19 protein-coding genes are annotated in these 17,332 nt (G+C 61.8%); 9 read left to right on the plus strand and 10 right to left on the minus strand.

What is annotated here, in order from left to right:
• Positions 1 to 5: 5 nt before the first annotated feature.
• Positions 6 to 455 carry a type II secretion system major pseudopilin GspG gene (gene gspG, locus HU759_RS17425; protein ID WP_017139656.1) on the minus strand — a complete coding sequence of 150 codons (450 nt, stop codon included), beginning with the start codon at positions 453 to 455 and terminating at the stop codon, positions 6 to 8.
• A gap of 148 nt (positions 456 to 603) precedes the next feature.
• Here gspG and gspI point away from each other — a divergent pair, with 148 nt between their 5' ends.
• Positions 604 to 969, plus strand: a complete 366-nt coding sequence (gene gspI, locus HU759_RS17430) for a type II secretion system minor pseudopilin GspI (protein WP_099549244.1) — start codon at positions 604 to 606, stop codon at positions 967 to 969.
• On the opposite strand, the gene HU759_RS17435 is transcribed toward gspI, so the two are convergent.
• Positions 956 to 1,387, minus strand: a complete 432-nt coding sequence (locus HU759_RS17435; protein WP_169986412.1) for a type II secretion system protein N — start codon at positions 1,385 to 1,387, stop codon at positions 956 to 958. The two genes, gspI and HU759_RS17435, sit on opposite strands and share 14 nt — an antisense overlap.
• A gap of 93 nt (positions 1,388 to 1,480) precedes the next feature.
• Here HU759_RS17435 and gspH point away from each other — a divergent pair, with 93 nt between their 5' ends.
• Together gspH and HU759_RS17445 are read left to right on the plus strand one after the other, a co-directional pair.
• The gene (gene gspH / locus HU759_RS17440) at positions 1,481 to 1,933 is read left to right on the plus strand and encodes a type II secretion system minor pseudopilin GspH (RefSeq protein ID WP_026013888.1); all 453 of its coding nucleotides are present in this window, start codon (positions 1,481 to 1,483) and stop codon (positions 1,931 to 1,933) included.
• Entirely contained in the window at positions 1,930 to 2,541 is a 612-nt protein-coding gene (locus HU759_RS17445; protein ID WP_017139660.1) for a prepilin-type N-terminal cleavage/methylation domain-containing protein, read from the plus strand. The genes gspH and HU759_RS17445 overlap by 4 nt, the downstream gene beginning before the upstream one ends.
• Positions 2,542 to 2,671: 130 nt before the next feature.
• Here the strand turns inward: HU759_RS17445 and HU759_RS17450 are convergent, their stop codons facing one another.
• The 4 genes from HU759_RS17450 to HU759_RS17465 all read right to left on the minus strand — a co-directional run bounded on the left by HU759_RS17450 (position 2,672) and on the right by HU759_RS17465 (position 6,782).
• Positions 2,672 to 3,979: an IS4 family transposase gene (locus tag HU759_RS17450; protein ID WP_170040993.1), complete on the minus strand. Its 1,308-nt coding sequence runs from the start codon at positions 3,977 to 3,979 to the stop codon at positions 2,672 to 2,674.
• Positions 3,980 to 4,619: 640 nt separating this feature from the next.
• Positions 4,620 to 5,546 (minus strand): FecR domain-containing protein, encoded by a 927-nt coding sequence (locus HU759_RS17455; protein ID WP_169988379.1) that lies wholly within the window; start codon positions 5,544 to 5,546, stop codon positions 4,620 to 4,622.
• Positions 5,547 to 5,583: 37 nt separating this feature from the next.
• The gene (locus HU759_RS17460; protein ID WP_017134603.1) at positions 5,584 to 6,129 is read right to left on the minus strand and encodes an RNA polymerase sigma factor; all 546 of its coding nucleotides are present in this window, start codon (positions 6,127 to 6,129) and stop codon (positions 5,584 to 5,586) included.
• Positions 6,126 to 6,782: a secretin and TonB N-terminal domain-containing protein gene (locus HU759_RS17465; RefSeq protein WP_017134602.1), complete on the minus strand. Its 657-nt coding sequence runs from the start codon at positions 6,780 to 6,782 to the stop codon at positions 6,126 to 6,128. Before HU759_RS17465 ends, HU759_RS17460 begins: the two co-directional genes overlap by 4 nt.
• A 202-nt stretch (positions 6,783 to 6,984) precedes the next feature.
• Between HU759_RS17465 and HU759_RS17470 the strand changes: the two genes are divergently transcribed.
• A complete protein-coding gene (locus HU759_RS17470) occupies positions 6,985 to 7,296 on the plus strand; it encodes a hypothetical protein (RefSeq protein WP_017134601.1) in 312 nt (103 codons plus the stop codon).
• 4 nt (positions 7,297 to 7,300) lie between these two features.
• Here the strand turns inward: HU759_RS17470 and HU759_RS17475 are convergent, their stop codons facing one another.
• From HU759_RS17475 to HU759_RS17485, 3 genes are read right to left on the minus strand one after another with little or no spacing between them, the layout of a single operon-like run.
• Positions 7,301 to 8,623, minus strand: a complete 1,323-nt coding sequence (locus HU759_RS17475; protein ID WP_186618357.1) for an MFS transporter — start codon at positions 8,621 to 8,623, stop codon at positions 7,301 to 7,303.
• 37 nt (positions 8,624 to 8,660) lie between these two features.
• Positions 8,661 to 10,196, minus strand: coding sequence for an AMP-binding protein (locus HU759_RS17480; protein ID WP_186618359.1), 1,536 nt, complete (start codon positions 10,194 to 10,196; stop codon positions 8,661 to 8,663).
• 3 nt (positions 10,197 to 10,199) lie between these two features.
• Positions 10,200 to 11,378, minus strand: coding sequence for an acetyl-CoA acetyltransferase (locus tag HU759_RS17485; RefSeq protein ID WP_186618361.1), 1,179 nt, complete (start codon positions 11,376 to 11,378; stop codon positions 10,200 to 10,202).
• Between the two features lie 130 nt (positions 11,379 to 11,508).
• Here HU759_RS17485 and HU759_RS17490 point away from each other — a divergent pair, with 130 nt between their 5' ends.
• The 4 genes from HU759_RS17490 (at position 11,509) to HU759_RS17505 (ending at position 15,454) form a co-directional block, all read left to right on the plus strand.
• On the plus strand, positions 11,509 to 12,081 hold the full coding sequence (locus tag HU759_RS17490; RefSeq protein WP_017134597.1) for a LuxR C-terminal-related transcriptional regulator: 573 nt from the start codon (positions 11,509 to 11,511) through the stop codon (positions 12,079 to 12,081).
• A 185-nt stretch (positions 12,082 to 12,266) separates the two neighbouring features.
• Positions 12,267 to 13,160 carry a glyoxalase gene (locus HU759_RS17495; RefSeq protein WP_169988373.1) on the plus strand — a complete coding sequence of 298 codons (894 nt, stop codon included), beginning with the start codon at positions 12,267 to 12,269 and terminating at the stop codon, positions 13,158 to 13,160.
• Positions 13,157 to 14,548 carry an alginate export family protein gene (locus HU759_RS17500; protein WP_017134595.1) on the plus strand — a complete coding sequence of 464 codons (1,392 nt, stop codon included), beginning with the start codon at positions 13,157 to 13,159 and terminating at the stop codon, positions 14,546 to 14,548. The genes HU759_RS17495 and HU759_RS17500 overlap by 4 nt, the downstream gene beginning before the upstream one ends.
• Before the next feature lie 87 nt (positions 14,549 to 14,635).
• Positions 14,636 to 15,454, plus strand: coding sequence for an alpha/beta hydrolase (locus HU759_RS17505; RefSeq protein ID WP_017134594.1), 819 nt, complete (start codon positions 14,636 to 14,638; stop codon positions 15,452 to 15,454).
• 55 nt (positions 15,455 to 15,509) lie between these two features.
• On the opposite strand, the gene HU759_RS17510 is transcribed toward HU759_RS17505, so the two are convergent.
• Positions 15,510 to 15,890 carry a DoxX family protein gene (locus tag HU759_RS17510; RefSeq protein WP_026013490.1) on the minus strand — a complete coding sequence of 127 codons (381 nt, stop codon included), beginning with the start codon at positions 15,888 to 15,890 and terminating at the stop codon, positions 15,510 to 15,512.
• Between the two features lie 186 nt (positions 15,891 to 16,076).
• On the opposite strand from HU759_RS17510, the gene HU759_RS17515 reads away from it, so the two are divergent.
• The gene (locus tag HU759_RS17515) at positions 16,077 to 17,075 is read left to right on the plus strand and encodes an NAD(P)H-quinone oxidoreductase (protein WP_099549182.1); all 999 of its coding nucleotides are present in this window, start codon (positions 16,077 to 16,079) and stop codon (positions 17,073 to 17,075) included.
• The last annotated feature ends 257 nt before the right edge of the window (positions 17,076 to 17,332 follow it).

Consider the following 17,332-nt stretch of genomic DNA (forward strand, 5'->3'; position numbering starts at 1 on the left):
GGGCCTTACAACTGCCAGGAGCCGATATCGGCATTCACGCCGTCGCCATCCGGTTTGCCGTCGGCACCCAGGGAGAACACATCGACCTCACCATTGGCGCCGGGGTTGAGGTAGTGATAAGGGTTGCCCCACGGGTCGTTGGGCAGGCGCTCCAGGTAGGCGCGCCAGTTACTGTTCTTGGCGTCGGCCGGGCGTTCTACCAGCACTTTCAAGCCCTGGTTCATGCTTGGGTAGCTGCCGTGGTCGAGGCGATAGAGTTTCAGCGCCTGCATCAACCCACCGATATCCTGCTTGGCCGCCGTGGCCCGTGCCTGGTCGGGCCGATCGAGCACTTTGGGCACCACCATCGCCGCCAGAATCCCGAGGATGACCACCACCACCATGATCTCGATCAAGGTGAAGCCACGTTGGCCGCGCGGGCCTGGCAATGGGGACGTTAGGGGCGCGATTTCCATCTCGACATTCCTTGGCTTGGGTGCATTTCGTGGCGCAGTGTTGCAAGAACACATGTCAGTCGTATTGAAAATCCTCGGGAGGTTTGGTCGCTAATCGGTCAACTGCCGGCGCTAGTCTGCGGGCCTGTTTCCCGGCTTTGAGAGCGCCATGTACAGCCGCCGCAAGGAGCAAGGCTTTACCCTGATTGAAGTGCTGGTGGCGCTGGCGATCATTGCTGTGGCCATGGCGGCCGCCGTGCGCGTGGCCGGGTTGATGACCCAGAGCAACGGCCTGCTGCGCGACAAATCCATCGCGTTGCTGGCCGGACAAAGTCGGTTGGCGGAGCTGCGGTTGGGCGGACAGCTACGCAGCGGCAAAAAGACCTTCGACTGTGACCAGGGCCGACTGAAGCTGCGCTGTGAGCAGACCATCAACGCCGATGGCCGCCTGTTTCAGGTCAGCCTGCTGGTGCTCGATGCCAGCCGCGAAGCGCCGCCGCTGGCGCGTCTGGCGACCCAGGTCATGGCCGAGTGAGTGACGGTAATGCGGGCGCGTCCGGCAACTTGTCGAGGTTGACGCGCAGCTTCTCGCCGCCGCGCTCGATCTCCACGCCATCACCTTCAATGGCCGTCAGCCGCACACCGGGGCTCAAACGCTCGCCGAGCAGGAAGCTGCGCGGCGGCCCATCGTTAAGGCTGAGGATCGCCACCGCGCCACGCGCGCCGGCGAGCACGCCCGAGACTTTGACCTGCAACGCCGAGGGCGCGCTGGCAAACCACTGCAACGCCGGGTTGTCACTGCGCGCCGCCAGCGTCTGGGGCGCGGCCTGGGGCGTGTGGGACTCGGCGGATGTCAGCAGCAACGGCGTCCACACCGCCACCCCGGCCAGGGCCGCCAACAAGGCCAGCGCCTGCACACTGTGGGCGGGCGAAAATCGAAGAGCAAATGCCATGAGCGGGACCTCCTGTCTGTGCGTGCTTTCAGCCTACAGGCCAATTCGCACGTTTTTATTTCACAAGCTCACCAGTTGTTCAGGAGTCGGGCGATGAAACAGCAAGGCTTTACTCTGATCGAGTTGATGGTGGTGCTGGTGATCATCGGCATTGCCAGTGCCGCCATCAGCCTGACCATCAAGCCCGACCCGCTGCACCTGCTGCGCAAGGATGCCGAACGCCTGAGCCAACTGCTGCAAGTGGCCCAGGCTGAAGCCCGTGCGGACGGGCGCCCCATCACCTGGCGCGCCGACGCCAAGGGCTTTGGCTTCAACCGCCGCAGTGATGACGGTTCAGGTATCGAGACCTTCAAGGGCGACAGCCAACTGCGCCCGCGCCCGTGGGAACACACGCCGATGCAGGTCTCAATCGAACCCGGGCGGGTGCTCGTACTCGACGCCGAATGGATCAGCCCGCCGGTGCGCGTGGTGCTGTCCGATGGCCAATACAGCCTCAGCCTGCAGCGCGATGCGGCCGGGCTGATGCGTGTGGTGACTCAACCATGAACCCATCCCAGCAAGGCTTCACCCTGATCGAAGTAATGGTGGCGATCATGCTGATGGCGGTGGTCAGCCTGATCGCCTGGCGTGGGCTCGACAGCGTGACCCGCGCCGACCAGCACCTGCAGGCCAGCACGGAGCAGACAGAAGCGCTGTTGCGGGCGTTGAACCAGCTGCAACGCGATGTCAGCCTGCGCGCCAGCGTGGAACTGAGCGCGCCTGGCCCAACCGAAGACGACACCGCCAAACCTGCCGGGTTGGCCGCCGTGACGGTGCGCAGCTCCGACAGCAAGGGTTTTACGCTGGAGGTGATTCGCAGTGCACCGGTGGCCGGAGATGGATTGCAACGCGTGCGCTGGTGGCTCAAGGGCGACAGCCTGTACCGTGCGGCGGCGCCTGCGCGGGAGCGCTTTCCGTTGCCGGCGGCCAAAGGCGGGGTTGTGGTGTTGAGTGGGGTCAGTGATGTGCAGGTGCGGGTGTGGGAGGCGGACAAGGGTTGGCGGCAGTTGAGTGGCAATCGGCGGGAGGATCCGTTGGGCATGGAGATCAGCCTGGTCAGGCAGACGCCCCAGGGGGTGGAGCGGTATCGGCAGGTGTTGGGGCCGTTGCGTTAGCCTTATTGCCTTGGCGCGGTGGGCGGTGGGCGGTGTACATATCCGTTGCTGCGGTAAAGGCGGCCTATGGTTCCGCTCTTACAGCCATGCCTTTCAAGGTCTATGTTTAAGAGTCCGTTTAACGTCATGTTTAGGCCTGTTTATCCGCCTTGGCAGCCTTAAGCACCCGAGCTGTTGAGACATGCGCCCGTGCCGCCTTACCTTCCAGCCACTCCTTGGGTTTAGCGACTTTGGCGCCGCGAGGGCTCTTTGCGACGGACTTGGGTTTGATCAACCTCGCCAGGGCCAGTAATCGCTCTGCCAGCCCTTGCGAGGTCTTTTCAAGGGGGAAATTTTCCGCAGGCAATGCGATCTGCAAACCCTGATAATCACTGCGAACATGCACCGCCAAGTGGAAAATCGAAGCTTCCCAACCCTCTGGCTGTGTTTCCCGGTGCGCCTGCTCAACACTACGTTTGAGAACCGATAAAACGTTGTAAGCCAGCACCGCCGAGGCAAAGCCCAGCAGCGCGGCTTTCGGGCTGCCAAAGCTTGTGATTTCACTCTCCAGTACCGATTCAAGGCGTTGGAACATGCCTTCAATACTCCAGCGACGACGGTACAAATCAGCTATCTGTTGAGCACTGATGGTGTCGGGCAAATTGCTCCAGAACCACATCACCACATCACCTGAGTCATTCGCTGTTTGCAGGCTCAATTCAACGCGTCTCCAGCGGCGGCCACTGGTCACTTCGATGATTTGTTCGCGAACGGTGCCGCTATCGACTGCTCCTGAATCTTGCCACTCACTTTCTTGGACGAGTCGTGGATGTTTGCTGGGTTGGCGAACGATGAACGAAGCCCCCGTGTCCTCGCAGGCTTGCAAGACGGGCAGCGTGCAATAGAGCCGGTCAGCCATCCACAACTGGCCCGCGCATGCGCGGGCCAGTAGCGGTAAAACACTGACTCGCTCACTGGCGTAGGCATCTTCCCACGGCTGAAGATCAACGACTAAATCCAGATCCGGATCGTAGGCAACTACTGAAAATCCTGGGCGTGCTGCGCCGCGCTCATTGCGCAGAGCACCTAGACGTTTTTCAGTGGCCGGCAGATGGTTGCCATCAACAATACGCAACTGCCAACCGGGAAGGATCGATGAATGGCCAAGCGTTTCTACGGTCGGTATCAAACGCTCGGCACTGCCCGAAATGAGGGCGCGCAGAAGCTCGGGTTCGGTTCGCTTGATCTTGTCATAGAGGGCTGCAAGGCTGACCGAAAGGCCCTCCATCTTGCGCGCCGCCGCGTGTAATGACGGCCTCAAGCCCAATGAAACAAGGGACATCAGCTCAACAACGGTTGAAAACAAAAGCTCACGGGAGTACTGACGCTGGCGATGATCATCGAACACCTTGTCTACCCACTTGGCATCTACGGCCTGCTCCAAGACCAGCTTGGTCATGACACTGGCTGGTGCTTGTTTTTCAAACCGTTCTAAAACCTTTTCCCACATAGCTTCGTCGTCCTGACTGAATTGATTAGGGGATTTTAAACCAAGACCTTGAAAGGCATGGCTGTAAGAGCGGAACCAATAGCCGCCGTTACCCAAATAACGGATATACCCCCAACCTACGGCTCCCCCTCCCCAGTCTCAAGCCAGACCCTGCTCAAACTCAACGCGCTCGCCAGTCCCTCCAGATGCACATCCGGCAAACCCCGCAAAAACCAATTATTCAAACGTTGCGGACTAATGCGCAACCACTCGGCAAACGCCGTCGGCGGAATTTCGCACGCTTTGAGCGCCACCCGCAGGCGGTGCCCCGAATGCACAAGACAAGTTGGCTGTGCCGCCTGCCCCTGAAGATGCTTATTGCAGATATTCATGAAGGATCGGCTCCCTGCCGTGCTTTTTCCCAGCAGTGACTATAAACACCGCCCGTGGGATTGGGCAGCTGTTCAAAGAGGCCGAAAAAACACAACGAGAAGACACCTACAATCACCGAGGAAAAAATCCTACACACCAAGCAGTGTTTAAAAGCGGACGCAGAGCGTCCATGGCGGCATTCCCACGCAGAGCGCGGGAACGATCAACTGAGCAACGATCAGCTGAGCAACACCACCCCACCCGGCAGCTCAGTACACTTGGCCCCATACGCATCCCGAATCAACAGCGCCACGCCCGCTAATTGCTGCAAACTGAACCGCGCCTGCACCCGCCGCTGCCCCAGTTCCTTGTTAAGCAACACCAACATCCCCGGCCGATAACGATTGATCTCATCCACCACCGTCGCCAATGTCGCGTTGTTAAATACCAGCACCTGTTCACGCCAAGCGACGACCGCCTGCGCATCCACCCCAATCGGCTCGCCCACACCTCCCGCGCCATAAGTCAGTTGCCGGCCACTGTCCAAGCGCACACTGCGCCCGGAAACATCCACCGTCAGCGAACCCTCGATACAGGTCACGCACACATTGCGGTCGGTGTTGCGCACATTGAACCGCGCCTGCGCCGCAGTCACCCAGCCCTCGCCGGCTTGCACCTTGAGCGGTTGCGCCAGCTGTGCAAGCACTTCGACTTCGCCTTCAAGCAACTCAATCCCCTGCCCGACCCGGCTGATACGCGTCTGTGTGTTGAGCTCCAGGCTGACGCCTTGGCTCAACAGCACCTGGCGCTGCTCACCCACCTCGGTGCGATAGTCGGCCCTCAATCCGGCAAACCCGCCCGGCACGCCCACACGCACCATCACCACTGCCGCCGTGGCCGCAATCGCGCCACCCAGGAACGCACGACGCCCAAACTGACGGTGCGGCGCCGACTGTTCGGTGGCCGCGCCCAATTGCCGCCACAACAGCTTGGCCTGCTCGAACGCCTGGGCATGCGCCGGGCTTTGCGCGACCCAGGCCTGCAGCGCCTTGACATCAGCCACGGTGGCCCGGCCCGAGGTCAGCAACAGCAACCAATCACGGGCTTGTTCGTGCACAGGGTCAGCGGGCGATTGCCGGGTGGAGGGGAAACTGAAAATGTTCAAGCGCGCACATACTCACGGTTTTATCAGGGACTCGACACTAAGACGGTTTTCCGGCCCCGGGACCGAACCGCTGAATCACTTTTCTTTCCAGGCGCTTGGCACAATGGCCCAAAGCAGCCTTGATTTCCTTCTCTACCATGCGCGTGGAAATACCGAAGCGCTGGGAGATTTCCAGGTGCGGCGCTTCTTCCAGGCGCGCAGCGATCAGGATCTTGCGTCGGCGTGCCGGCAGTTCGTACAGGGCTTTGACCAACGACTGGATCTCTTGCTGGCCACCCACCACCCGCGAAGGGTCCTGGGCCTCATCGGCGCTTTGCAGCAACGCCTCGACTTCACTGCCGGTGAGCAAGCGCGCATCCGCCTGGCGGCGGTCGGCGGCGATGTTCAGGGCCATGCGGTACAGGTAGGCGTTGGGTTGTTGCAGGTTCGGCGGCACGTCCATGCGGTCGACCCGCAGGTAGGTTTCGTGCAGCACATCATTGGCCAGGTCCTCCGAGCCCAAGCGTTTGCGCAGGCGCACCTTGAAGTCTTCATAGGAGGCCAGAAACAGACTGACCATCGCACTGTGCCCGGTGTTCTTCATGCGCCCGCGGCTCCCGTCCCTGCTGTGCATTCCATGCGTATTCCTGTTGTGTCGGGCATCAAAAGTAACGTCACCGGCTGGCGCAGCGCGCTGGGTGCCGGGCGTTCGACCCGGGTTGTCCCAAGGCTGCGCACCAGTGCTTCATCGCGTTGTTCATCGCCGGTGGAGCTGACCAGCCGGCTGTGTTCAATCACGCCATCAGCGTTGACCCACACCTGCACCAACGCCCGAAAGCTGCCGGGCCGGGTCAGTGGCGAACGGCACAGGCTGGCTTCGATCGCCTGTTGCAGCGCGGCGGCGTAACTGGTGTTGATGCGTGCCGTATTGCGCGCTGACGCTCCCCGCAGCAAAGGCGCCGGGGTCGGCGGGACTTGCAGGGTGACCGCATCATCACGTGCATAACGCGCCATCAGCCCACTCCCCGTCAGCAGCACCGCCAGCGCCTCCTGCGCAGTGAACCGCCCGCGCACACCGATGGAGCGCCGGCCCCGCGTCAACTCACGGTCGACCAGCACCGCCATCCCGGTGGCGCGGCTGTAGGCATGCAGTGCGTGTTCCAGGTCCTGCGCGGGCAGGTCCAATGTCAGCAGCGATGGCGCGGCGCTGGCGGGCGTTATGCCAACCAACAGCAACAGCAAGGCCAGGGCACCCATGGCGCGCTTCCAGCCTCCCTGTTCACCCCCCACGCGGCATCGCTGCACGGCTGACGTGTCCTTGAAAACCGTCATCCTGAGGCCCGTTTATGAACCTGATGTTACGGTGATAGCAAAAAAAACATCACGGTGACGGCAAGCCCGCTGAACTACACTTCGCAGCACTAACGGCCCCTCTGTGCGGGCCTGCCAGGAGGCTCCGATGAAGCGTTACACCCCATTCGCCGGCCTGTTGCTGTGCGTCGCATTGCCACTGGCCGCCCACGCCGAAACCGCTGCCAAAGGCTGCACGGAAGTCACGGTAGATGGGTACAAGGCACCCGACTATGGCTGCCTGAGCCAGCAAATGGGCAATGACCCGGACGCGGCCAAGGCCGCGCAAAAGAACCGCGAGGCGCAGAACCTCCCGGTACACAAGCGGCCGCCGAACCAGGTGGGGTTGGCCACGCCGGCGGCGACCAGTAACCGCATGGGCAATACGTTCGGGACGTCGGTAAAACCCCAACGCCCCTGAGCAATCAGGCCAACGCCGCAGCCGCAGGCGGCACAACCACCGGGCTACCGCTGGCAACAAAATCTTCTTTGCGCAACACCACCAGGGCAATCAGCGATACCACACCGGTGGCCACGTAGAAGTACCACGGTGAAGTAATGTCGCCCGTCACTTTGATCAGCCAGGTGGAGATCAGCGGCGCGCTGCCACCAAACACCGCGACCGGCACGTTGTAGGCCACGGCAATCCCGGTGGAGCGGATGCGCGTGGGCAGCAACTCACTCATCAGCGCGTAGGTGGATGAGGCGTACAGCCCGAACAGGATCGCCACGGCCATCAACGGCGCGAAGAACGACGCGGGCGTGGCGGTGGGTGCCGATTTGAACAGCCAGAACATCGCCAGCGTGGCCAAAGTGCCGATCACCATCAGAAACGGCTTGCGCCCGTATTTGTCGGTGAAGGCGCCACCAAACGGCATCACGAATGCCGCCGAGAAGCTGGCGACAAACACATAGAGCAAGGTGGTGCCGCTGTCGAACTTGAGGATCTTGGCCATGTAGGTCGAGGCGAAGGTCAGCACCAGGTAAAAGATCGAGCTGTGCAAGGTAATGATGAAGAACACCAGGGCGATGGCGCGTTTCCACTGCCAGACCTCGCGCAGCGGCGCGCGGGAGGTTTGCCCGGCGCGTTGCAGGGCCAGAAACTCCGGGCTGTCTTCGAGCTTGAGGCGGATATACATGGAGATAAACCCCAGCGGCGCCGCGATCAGGAACGGCACGCGCCAGGCCCATTCCTGCATCGTGTCGGCGCCCAGAATCCAGGTCATGCCGTTCGCCACGGCGCCACCCAGCAGCAGGCCGAGCACGGCGGTGACCATCAACCAGCACGTGGCAAAACCGCGGCGGCCGGGGCCGGCGTATTCGGAGATAAAGCTGGTGACCGTGCCGATCTCGCCGCCCGCCGAAAAACCCTGCACGCAGCGCACCAGAATCAGCAGGATCGGCGCGGCGATGCCAAGGGTCGCGTAAGTGGGCAACAGGCCCAGCAGCACAGTGGAACCGGACATCATCACCAGCGCCATGATCAGGGTTTTGCGCCGGCCGATCTTGTCCGCCAGCGGGCCGAAGAACAGCCCGCCCAACGGCCGGATAAAGAAGCTCAGGGCGAACGCCGCGAAACTGGCGAGCAGGCTGGTGGTGGGGTCGTCGGAGACGAAAAACGCCTGGCCGATGTACACGGCGAGAAAGCCGTAGACGCCATAGTCGTACCACTCGATCAAGTGGCCGGAGGTGGCACCGAGAAATGCACGGCGGCGCTTGCGCTGCGTGTCTTGCGCTGTATGGCCCATCGAAGGGACTCCTTGTCGGTTGTTCTGTCCATGAAAACTAGGAAAGCGCGGCGATACTCGCTGCTTTCAACCACTGCCGCAAGTCGGTCTTGAGGGTTTTGCCGTAGCTGTTCTTCGGCAAATCGGCCCTGAACACATACTTTTTGGGTTTCTTGAATGACGCCATGCGCTGCAGAAACCACGCGGTGAGTTCGGCCTCGTCCAGCGCCTGCCCGCTGCGTGTAACCACGAAGGCCACCACTGACTCGCCCCATTGCGCGTCCGGCTCACCCACCACACACACCTCGGACACGTCGGGATGCTGCACCAGCACTTCCTCGACTTCACGCGGGTACACATTGCTGCCGCCAGTGATGATTACGTCTTTGGAGCGATCGGTGAGGGTCAAGAAGCCGGCCGGGTCGAGAAAGCCGATGTCGCCGGTGAGCAACCAGCCATCCACCAGGGTTTGCGCGGTGGCCTGCGGGTTGCGCCAATAACCTTGCATCACCGTGGCGCCGCGCACGGCGATCTCACCGCGCTCGCCGGTCGACAACGGCTGATGCCGGGCATCCAGAATACGGATTTCAACACAGGCTTGCGCATGGCCAACGGAGGCCGCCAAGGTTGACCAGCCTGGGCGCTGGCGGTCCGCGATCACAGCGCGAGGTAATACGCTGATGGTCATCGGGCTTTCACCCTGGCCGTAGATCTGCACCAAGCGCGCGCCGAAGGTGTCGAACGCCTCGCACAGGTCGGCCAGGTACATCGGCCCGCCTCCGTAGACGATGGTCTTGATGCCGTCGCCGCCATAACCCTGGCGCCGCGCCTGTTCGACCATGCGCTTGACCATGGTCGGCGCGGCGAACAGCGATACATTGACCAGCTGCGCAGCCAGGCCAAACAGCTCGCCGGCATCAAAACCGCCGGAAGCCGGCACCACATGCCGGGCGCCGCAGCGCACATGGATGAAGTTGTACAGCCCCGCCCCGTGGGACATCGGCGCGGCATACACGGCTGCATCGTCGGCACTGACCGCGTCGACATCCGTGGGGTAACACAGCGACATCGCAATGAGGTTGCCGTGGGACAACATCACGCCCTTGGAGCGCCCGGTGGTGCCGGAGGTGTAGAACAGCCAGGCCAGGTCCTCGTCCAGGCGCGGCACCGGCTGCTCCAGCGTCGGCCAGCCACGGGTCGGCGGCAGCGTGTGAGCGTCCAGCTCCTTGCAGCGCGCAGGCAAGTCCCGGGATGACGCGAAGACCCGGCCGCCGTCGGTAAAGATCAAGCGGGCCTCGGCATGGGTGGCAATCCATGCAGCCTCTGCCGGGTGCAGTTTGGCGTTGATCGGCACCACCACGCCACCCAGCCACCAGACGGCGTAGAGCACTTCCAGGTAGTCGCAGCTGTTCTTCATCAGCAGCGCTACCGCATCGCCCGGCACCAGGCCATATTGATCGACCAGTTGCGCAGCGCGTTGACGGACATGGGCGGTGAAGGTCGCGTAGTCGGCGACTTGCCGCGTGCCCTCAAACAACGCCGGGCGTAGCGGATCGCGGCGCTGGGTGTCGTGCAGCCAGTTGGCAATGTTCATGGTTCAGCTCCGACGCGCGTGCAGCACCGAGGCATAGTTGGCCACGGCCATCCCGCCCATATTGAACACCAGGCCGAATTCGGGGTTGGGTACCGCCAGGCCGATCGGCTCGCCGGTCAACTGGCGAAACGCTAGGGCATGCATCGACACGCCGGTGGCGCCCACCGGATGCCCCTTGGCCTTGAGCCCGCCGGACAGGTTCACCGGCAACCGCCCGCCCGCGCGCACCACACCGCTGTCGAGCACACGGTGCCCCTCACCTTTGGGCGCCAGGCCCATGGCCTCGTAGATCAGCAGCTCAGCGATGGTGAAGCAGTCATGCACCTCGGCGAAACTCAGGTCGGCCAGGGTGATATTCGCCCCGCGCAACGCCGTATGGATCGCGCGTTGCGGGCCTTCAAAGGCGAGGATGTCGCGCTGGGCAATCGGCAGGCAATCGTTGACCTGGGTCAGTGTACGAATCTGCACATCACGGCGAAACGCCCGCGCGCGCTTGGGCGAGGCCAGGATGATCGCGGCGGCGCCGTCGCTGATCAGCGAGCAGTCGGTAAGGCGCAGCGAATCGGCCACAAACGGGTTGCTCTTGGACACGTTGTTGCAGTGCTCGAAATCCATCACCCGGTGCATCTGTGCCAGCGGGTTGGCCATGGCGTTGGAGTGGTTCTTGGTGGCGATGGCCGCCATCGAGCCCAACGGGCAGTGGTAGCGCTCGGCATACTGGCGCGCCGCACGGCCGAACAGCTGCGGGAAACTCAAGCCCGCTTCGGCCGGGTCGTTCTGATAACCGGCGCCGGCCAAGGCCTGGGTCACCTCGGCGGTGGTGGTGTGGGTCATTTTTTCCGCGCCCACCACCAATACCAGCTCGGCGCTGCCGGACAGGATCGCCTGGACTCCGGCCAGGATTGCCGCCGAGCCGGACGCGCAGGCGTTTTCACAGCGGGTCGCCGGTTTGAAGCGCAGCCCAGGGTCGGCCTGCAGCAGCAGCGAGGCCGGGAACCCGTCGGGCACCAACCCGGAGTTGAAGTGGCCAAGGAACAACGCATCGATCTCGCTCGCGTCAATCGCCGCGTCCTTCAGGGCTTCGCGGGTGACCTGTACGATCAGATCCTCCAGGCTGGTGCCTTCAAGGCGACCAAAACGTGAATGACCGGCAGCAACAATGGAGACGCAATCAGCTGGCATAATCAATTTCTTCTATTTTTGGCGCGGACATTTACCTACAATGACCCACCGTTGGGCGCGCGCCAATTCGTGCAACTACTTACATGGCTAAGTAGCCCCAGTTGAGAAAAGCGACGAGGCAGGATGCCCAATGAACGCGTTTGCACAGCAGTTCCACGACATAGAACGCCTGGCGTTCCAGCTCTCCCCCGCGCCGCAACTGGTCACCCGCAACCGCGTAATGGTCGACTGTAATGAGGCTTTCCTGCAGTTGTTCGGCTATTCGCGCGACGCATTGGTCAACCAGCTGACGCTGCTGATCTACCCTTCCCAGGCTGACTACCACGCCATTGGCAAGCGCAGCCATGAATGGCTGCTGGAAAGCGAAAACGGCTTTTACTCCGATGAGCGTTTCATGCAGCACCACAACGGCGAAGTGTTCTGGGCCAGGTCCCACGGCTACACCCTCACGCCCAAAGACCCGTTCAAGCTGATGATCTGGCACTTCGAACGCCTGGACCGCACCCACCAGGGCACCGGCGACCTCACGCCACGGGAGCGGGAAATCGCCATGCACATCGTCAATGGCCTCAAGTCCAAGGAAATAGCCCTACGCCTGGCGATCTCCCACCGCACGGTGGAGGTGCACCGGGCGCGCTTGATGAGAAAGTTGCAGGCCAAGACGGTGGTGGAATTGGTGTCGAAAATTATTATGGTGGTGTGACAGAGGTGGATTTTTGTCGGGTTGCGATATCACTCGAAGCTACAGCAGTATCCCGCGCTGAAAACCGCACCTGTCATGCCCTGTGACTTTCCGGCCTCAAGTGTTCCATCAAGCACGCCCGTACAATTCGCATCCGTGCCGGCCGCCTAAGCTCCTGACTTTCCAAAAACGACTGGAGAGCAGGCATGGGTAGAAACGCGAATACGGTAAGCCTGGCATTGACGCTGTTGGTCGGGGCCATGATGAACAGCGCTTTTGCGGCAACGCCGAGCGTGGCAGTGGCACCGCAATACGACACCAGCCACGTCTACGTGGCACCCGCTGATGTGGACCGCTTTGCCACGAGCTTCCTCGCGACCTTCGGTGGCAAAAGTACCCCACAGGTGGTGGTGAACGTACTGCCAGTGCCAAGCAGTACCACCTCGCAATTGCTGCAGACGCCAGTCGGTACGGTGTCACTGTTCGGCTTCAGCACACCTATCCCACATCCGTTTGGCCAGGAGCGCAACGGTTATCTGGTCAAAGACATGGACGTGGCACTCAAGGCCGCACGGGAAAATGGTGCAGCCGTAATTGTCAGTGACTTTCCCGACCCCATCGGCCGCGATGCCGTGGTGCAGTGGCCGGGCGGTGTGAACATGCAGCTCTACTGGCACACCCAGGCCCCGAACTACGCAGGGTTCCAGACGGTGCCGGAAAACCGCGTCTACCTGCCAGCCGAGCGGGCCGAGGCGTTTATCAACGCTTTCCTCGGTTTTTCCCATGGCAAGGTCCTGGCTGACGACAAACACGCGCCGGGTATCGATATCGGCCAGGGCGGCCTCTACCGGCGTGTCGACCTGCAATCGCCGTTCGGACGCATGGCCGTACTGGTGACCAATGGCCAACTGCCCTACCCGTTCGGCCATGAGACCACCGGTTACCAAGTCGACGACCTGACGGCTACCCTGGCCAAAGCCACAGGCTCTGGCGCCACTGTGCTGGTACCGGCGTTCGCGAGCAAAGGGCGGCGCAGCGCAATGGTCGAATTTCCCGGTGGATACGTCGCGGAAATTCACCAGCTCAGCGCGACAAAATGAATCGTCATACCCCCTGGGGCTTGGCCGTGCTGTGGCCGCTGCTCACCGCCAGCGCCCACGCAGAGGAGCAAGCCACCCGACCGGTGCTCAAAACCAACCGCTGGCAGGAAAACTGGTCGGTGCTGCAAGACCCGGTGCTGCGCACGCAACCTCTGGACAACTTGAAGTACATCCCGCTGTCAAGCACCAACCCGTTGACGTACCTGTCGTTGGGCGCGAGCTTGCGCGAACGCTTCGAGATGAACGATGCCAGTGGCTTCGGCGTGCGCGATGTGAAGCGTGATCGCTACCTGATCCAGCGCTTTGAGATCCACGCGGACCTGCACCTGGACGAAAACTGGCGGGTGTTCACCCAACTCGAAGATGCTCGGGCGTACGACAAAACCACAGTGGGTGGTGCCGATCAAAACCGTGTCGACTTGCGGCTGGCATTTGCCGAGTACGTGAACACCTTCAGCAGCGGGACGTTCAAGGGCCGTATCGGCCGCCAGGACTTCGCCTTCGACTTGCAGCGTTTTATCTCGTCGCGGGATGGGCCGAATGTGCGCCAGTCGTTCGACGCGCTCTGGGCCGACTGGGAAACCACCCATTGGCGTTTTATCGCGATCGCCAGCCAGCCGGTGCAGTATCAGGACGAGAGACACTTTGACGACCGCTCCAACAGCGACGCTCGCTTTCACCTGCTGCGGGTCGAGCGACTGGTGGGCGGCAGCAATGAATTGTCGGCCTACTACGGCGTGTATGAACGCAGCGCTGCGCATTATCTGGACGCCGACGGCGAGGAAACCCGCCAGTTTGTCGACGCCCGCCTGGGCGGCGCAGCCCAGGGCTTCGATTGGGACATCGAGGCGATGCTGCAAAGGGGGTCGGTGGGGAGCAAGTCGATTCGGGCGTGGGCCGCTGGCAGCCGCACGGGCTATACGCTTGAGGGCCTGGCATGGCAACCACGGCTCGGCGTGCAACTGGATATCGCCTCCGGCGACCGCAAAGCGGGTGACGCTACCGTCGGCACGTTCAACCCGCTGTTTCCCAACGGCTACTATTTTTCACTGGCCGGCTATACGGGCTACAGCAACCTGATCCACGTCAAACCGTCGATCACCGTCAAGCCCATTGCCAAACTGAGCGTACAGACTGCCATCGGCCTGCTCTGGCGACAGACCACCGAAGACGCGGTCTATACCCAACCGAACTTGCCCGTGGCCGGCACTGCAGGCAAAGGTGAACGCTGGACCGGCGCCTACACTCAGCTGCGCACCGACTATGACTTCACACCGAACCTTACCGGCGCGGTGGAAGCCGTGCATTACGCGGTGGGCCGCACCCTGCGCGAGGCCGGTGGTGACGACAGCAACTACCTGGGAGTCGAGCTCAAATTCAGTTGGTAAACCCAAGCAAGCACACGTGTACAAGCCCTTCGACACGTGCAGGGCAATAGTAACGCGCAGTCATCCCCCTCAATCAAGGAGTTATGCATGAGCACATTCGTTGCCAAAGATGGTACCCAGATCTACTTCAAGGACTGGGGCAGCGGTAAACCTGTATTGTTCAGCCACGGCTGGCCGCTGGATGCGGATATGTGGGAATACCAGATGGAATACCTGAGCAGCCGCGGCTTTCGCACCATCGCTTTCGACCGCCGTGGTTTTGGGCGGTCCGACCAACCCTGGACCGGCAATGACTACGACACCTTCGCCGACGATATTGCCCAGTTGATTGAACACCTGGACCTCACCGACGTGACCCTGGTGGGCTTCTCCATGGGCGGCGGCGACGTCGCTCGCTACATCGCTCGCCATGGCAACGCACGTGTAGCCGGCCTGGTATTGCTGGGTGCCGTGACGCCGATCTTCGGTCAGAAAGCGGACTACCCGCAAGGTGTACCCACCGATGTATTCGACGGTATCAAGGCCGGGCTGCTGAAGGACCGCGCGCAATTTATCAGCGATTTCAATACCCCGTTCTTTGGTATCAACCAGGGGCAGAAGGTCTCGCCGGGCGTGCTCACCCAGACCTTGCAGATTGCCTTGCTGGCATCGCTCAAATCGACGGTTGATTGCGTCACGGCATTCTCCGAAACCGACTTTCGCCCGGACATGGCCAAGGTCGATGTGCCGACCCTGGTGATCCACGGTGATGGCGACCAGATCGTGCCGTTCGAGACCACCGGCAAGGTGGCGGCGCAGATGATTAAAGGCGCGCAATTGAAGGTGTACAAGGACGCGCCGCATGGTTTTGCCGCCACTCACACCCAGCAGTTGAACGAAGACCTGTTGGCCTTCCTCAACCGCTGAAGCAACGGCGTCACCCTCTCCTTTCTTTGGCCGGGCTTGCCCGGCCTTTTTTTGTTCAGGCGTGATCAAGTGCCAGGCGACCGGGCCCTGCGATCAGAATGCTGGAAAACAGGATCAACAGCAGCCATCCAAACTGCCCTTCAAACAGCGACCACTGCGGGTGCACTACCAGCAAAGCCACCAGCAGCACTGCAAGGATCGGCAAACAGGCCAGGCGCACCCAGACCCCGGCGATAATCAACAACGGGCAGACGACTTCAGCGCCAATCGCCAGGCATAACGTGACATTGGCACCCAGGTGGAACGGGTCTTCGATCAGCGTCAATTGTTGGCTGTAGTGGAGCAGTTTGGGCAGCCCATGTACCCACAGCAAGAACAGCGATGCACTCACTCGCAGAAACAGCAGCCCAAGCGCCTGACTTTTTGATTCATTCATCTGCAACGTCCATAAAAGAAACCGACGTCGATTGTGTCCGCAGAGCCGCGCCCGAGCTTGCAAGCCTGTGCTGACCTTATGGCAAAGAGCCGGCTATGCTGGGCGCCACACAAACTACCCCGGTTGAATCAACCACCCCAGGCTGCGGTCCCACTTCATACGCTCATCGCTACAGGAATCGTAAACATGACTCTGCCCCACGACATGACCCAGATTGAAATCACCACCTTCGGCGGCCCTGAGGTTCTCCAGCCCCGTCAGGTTGCAGTGCCCTCACCCGGCCCCGGCGAAATTCTGATCCGCGTGCATGCCGCCGGGGTCAACCGTCCTGATGCCCTGCAACGCGCCGGCAAGTACCCGATGAAGCCCGGCATGAGCCCGATACCGGGCCTGGAAGTGGCCGGCGAAGTGGTTGCGCTGGGCGACGGCGTCAGTGAATACAGCCTGGGTGACAAGGTCTGTGCCCTGACCAATGGTGGCGGCTATGCACAGTTCTGCGCCGTACCCGCCAGCCAGGCCCTGCCGGTGCCTGAAGGCATGGATTGGATTCAAGCCGCTGCCGTGCCAGAAACCTTTTTCACTGTCTGGGCCAACCTGTTCGGCCTGGGTGGCGCGCACACAGGCCAACGCGCCTTGATCCACGGCGGCACCAGCGGCATCGGCACCACCGCGCTGATGCTCTGCCAGGAGTTCGGCATCCAGGCGTTCGCCACCGCCGGCAGCGCCGACAAATGCGCGGCAATTGCCAAACTGGGCGCCGAGCCGATCAATTACCGCGAGCAGGACTTTGCCGAGGTCATCGCCAAGAAGACCGGCGACCAGGGCGTCGACGTGATCCTCGACATCATGGGAGCCTCCTACCTGAACAACAACCTCAAGGCCCTGGGCATGGACGGGCACTTGGTGATGCTGGGCTTCCTCGGCGGCGGCAAAGCCAATGACGTCGACCTGCTGACGATCCTCGGCAAACGCGCGGTCATCACCGGCTCGCTGTTGCGCGCTCGCACCAAGGACGAGAAAGCCGCAATCGCTGAGCAACTGCGCGAATACATATGGCCGGTGCTGTCCGCCGGGCGCTGCCTGCCGATCATCGACAAAGTGTACGCATACACCGACGCCGCCCAGGCCCATGCGCGGATGGAAGGCGGGGATCATATTGGCAAGATCGTGTTGCAAGTGAAGTAATCGAGCCCCGGCGAGGCGACGGCACAGGCGACATACAAGTTGCCTGACCCACCGCTTTCGCAGCCTCGCTAAAGCTCGACAGCTCCCACAGGGAATCGGCTGTGTTGCTGGGGGTTCGGTTTGCAGGGCCATCGCATCGAACGCAGATTCACCCAGCGACAAAGCTCAAATGTGGGAGCTGTCGAGCCCCGGCGAGGCTGCGAAGACGGCGGCACTGGCGAAACATAAACCACCTGAACCACCGCCATCGCAGCGGC

Origin of the sequence: Pseudomonas sp. OE 28.3 (assembly GCF_014268205.2) — a bacterium.
GTDB lineage: Bacteria > Pseudomonadota > Gammaproteobacteria > Pseudomonadales > Pseudomonadaceae > Aquipseudomonas > Aquipseudomonas edaphica.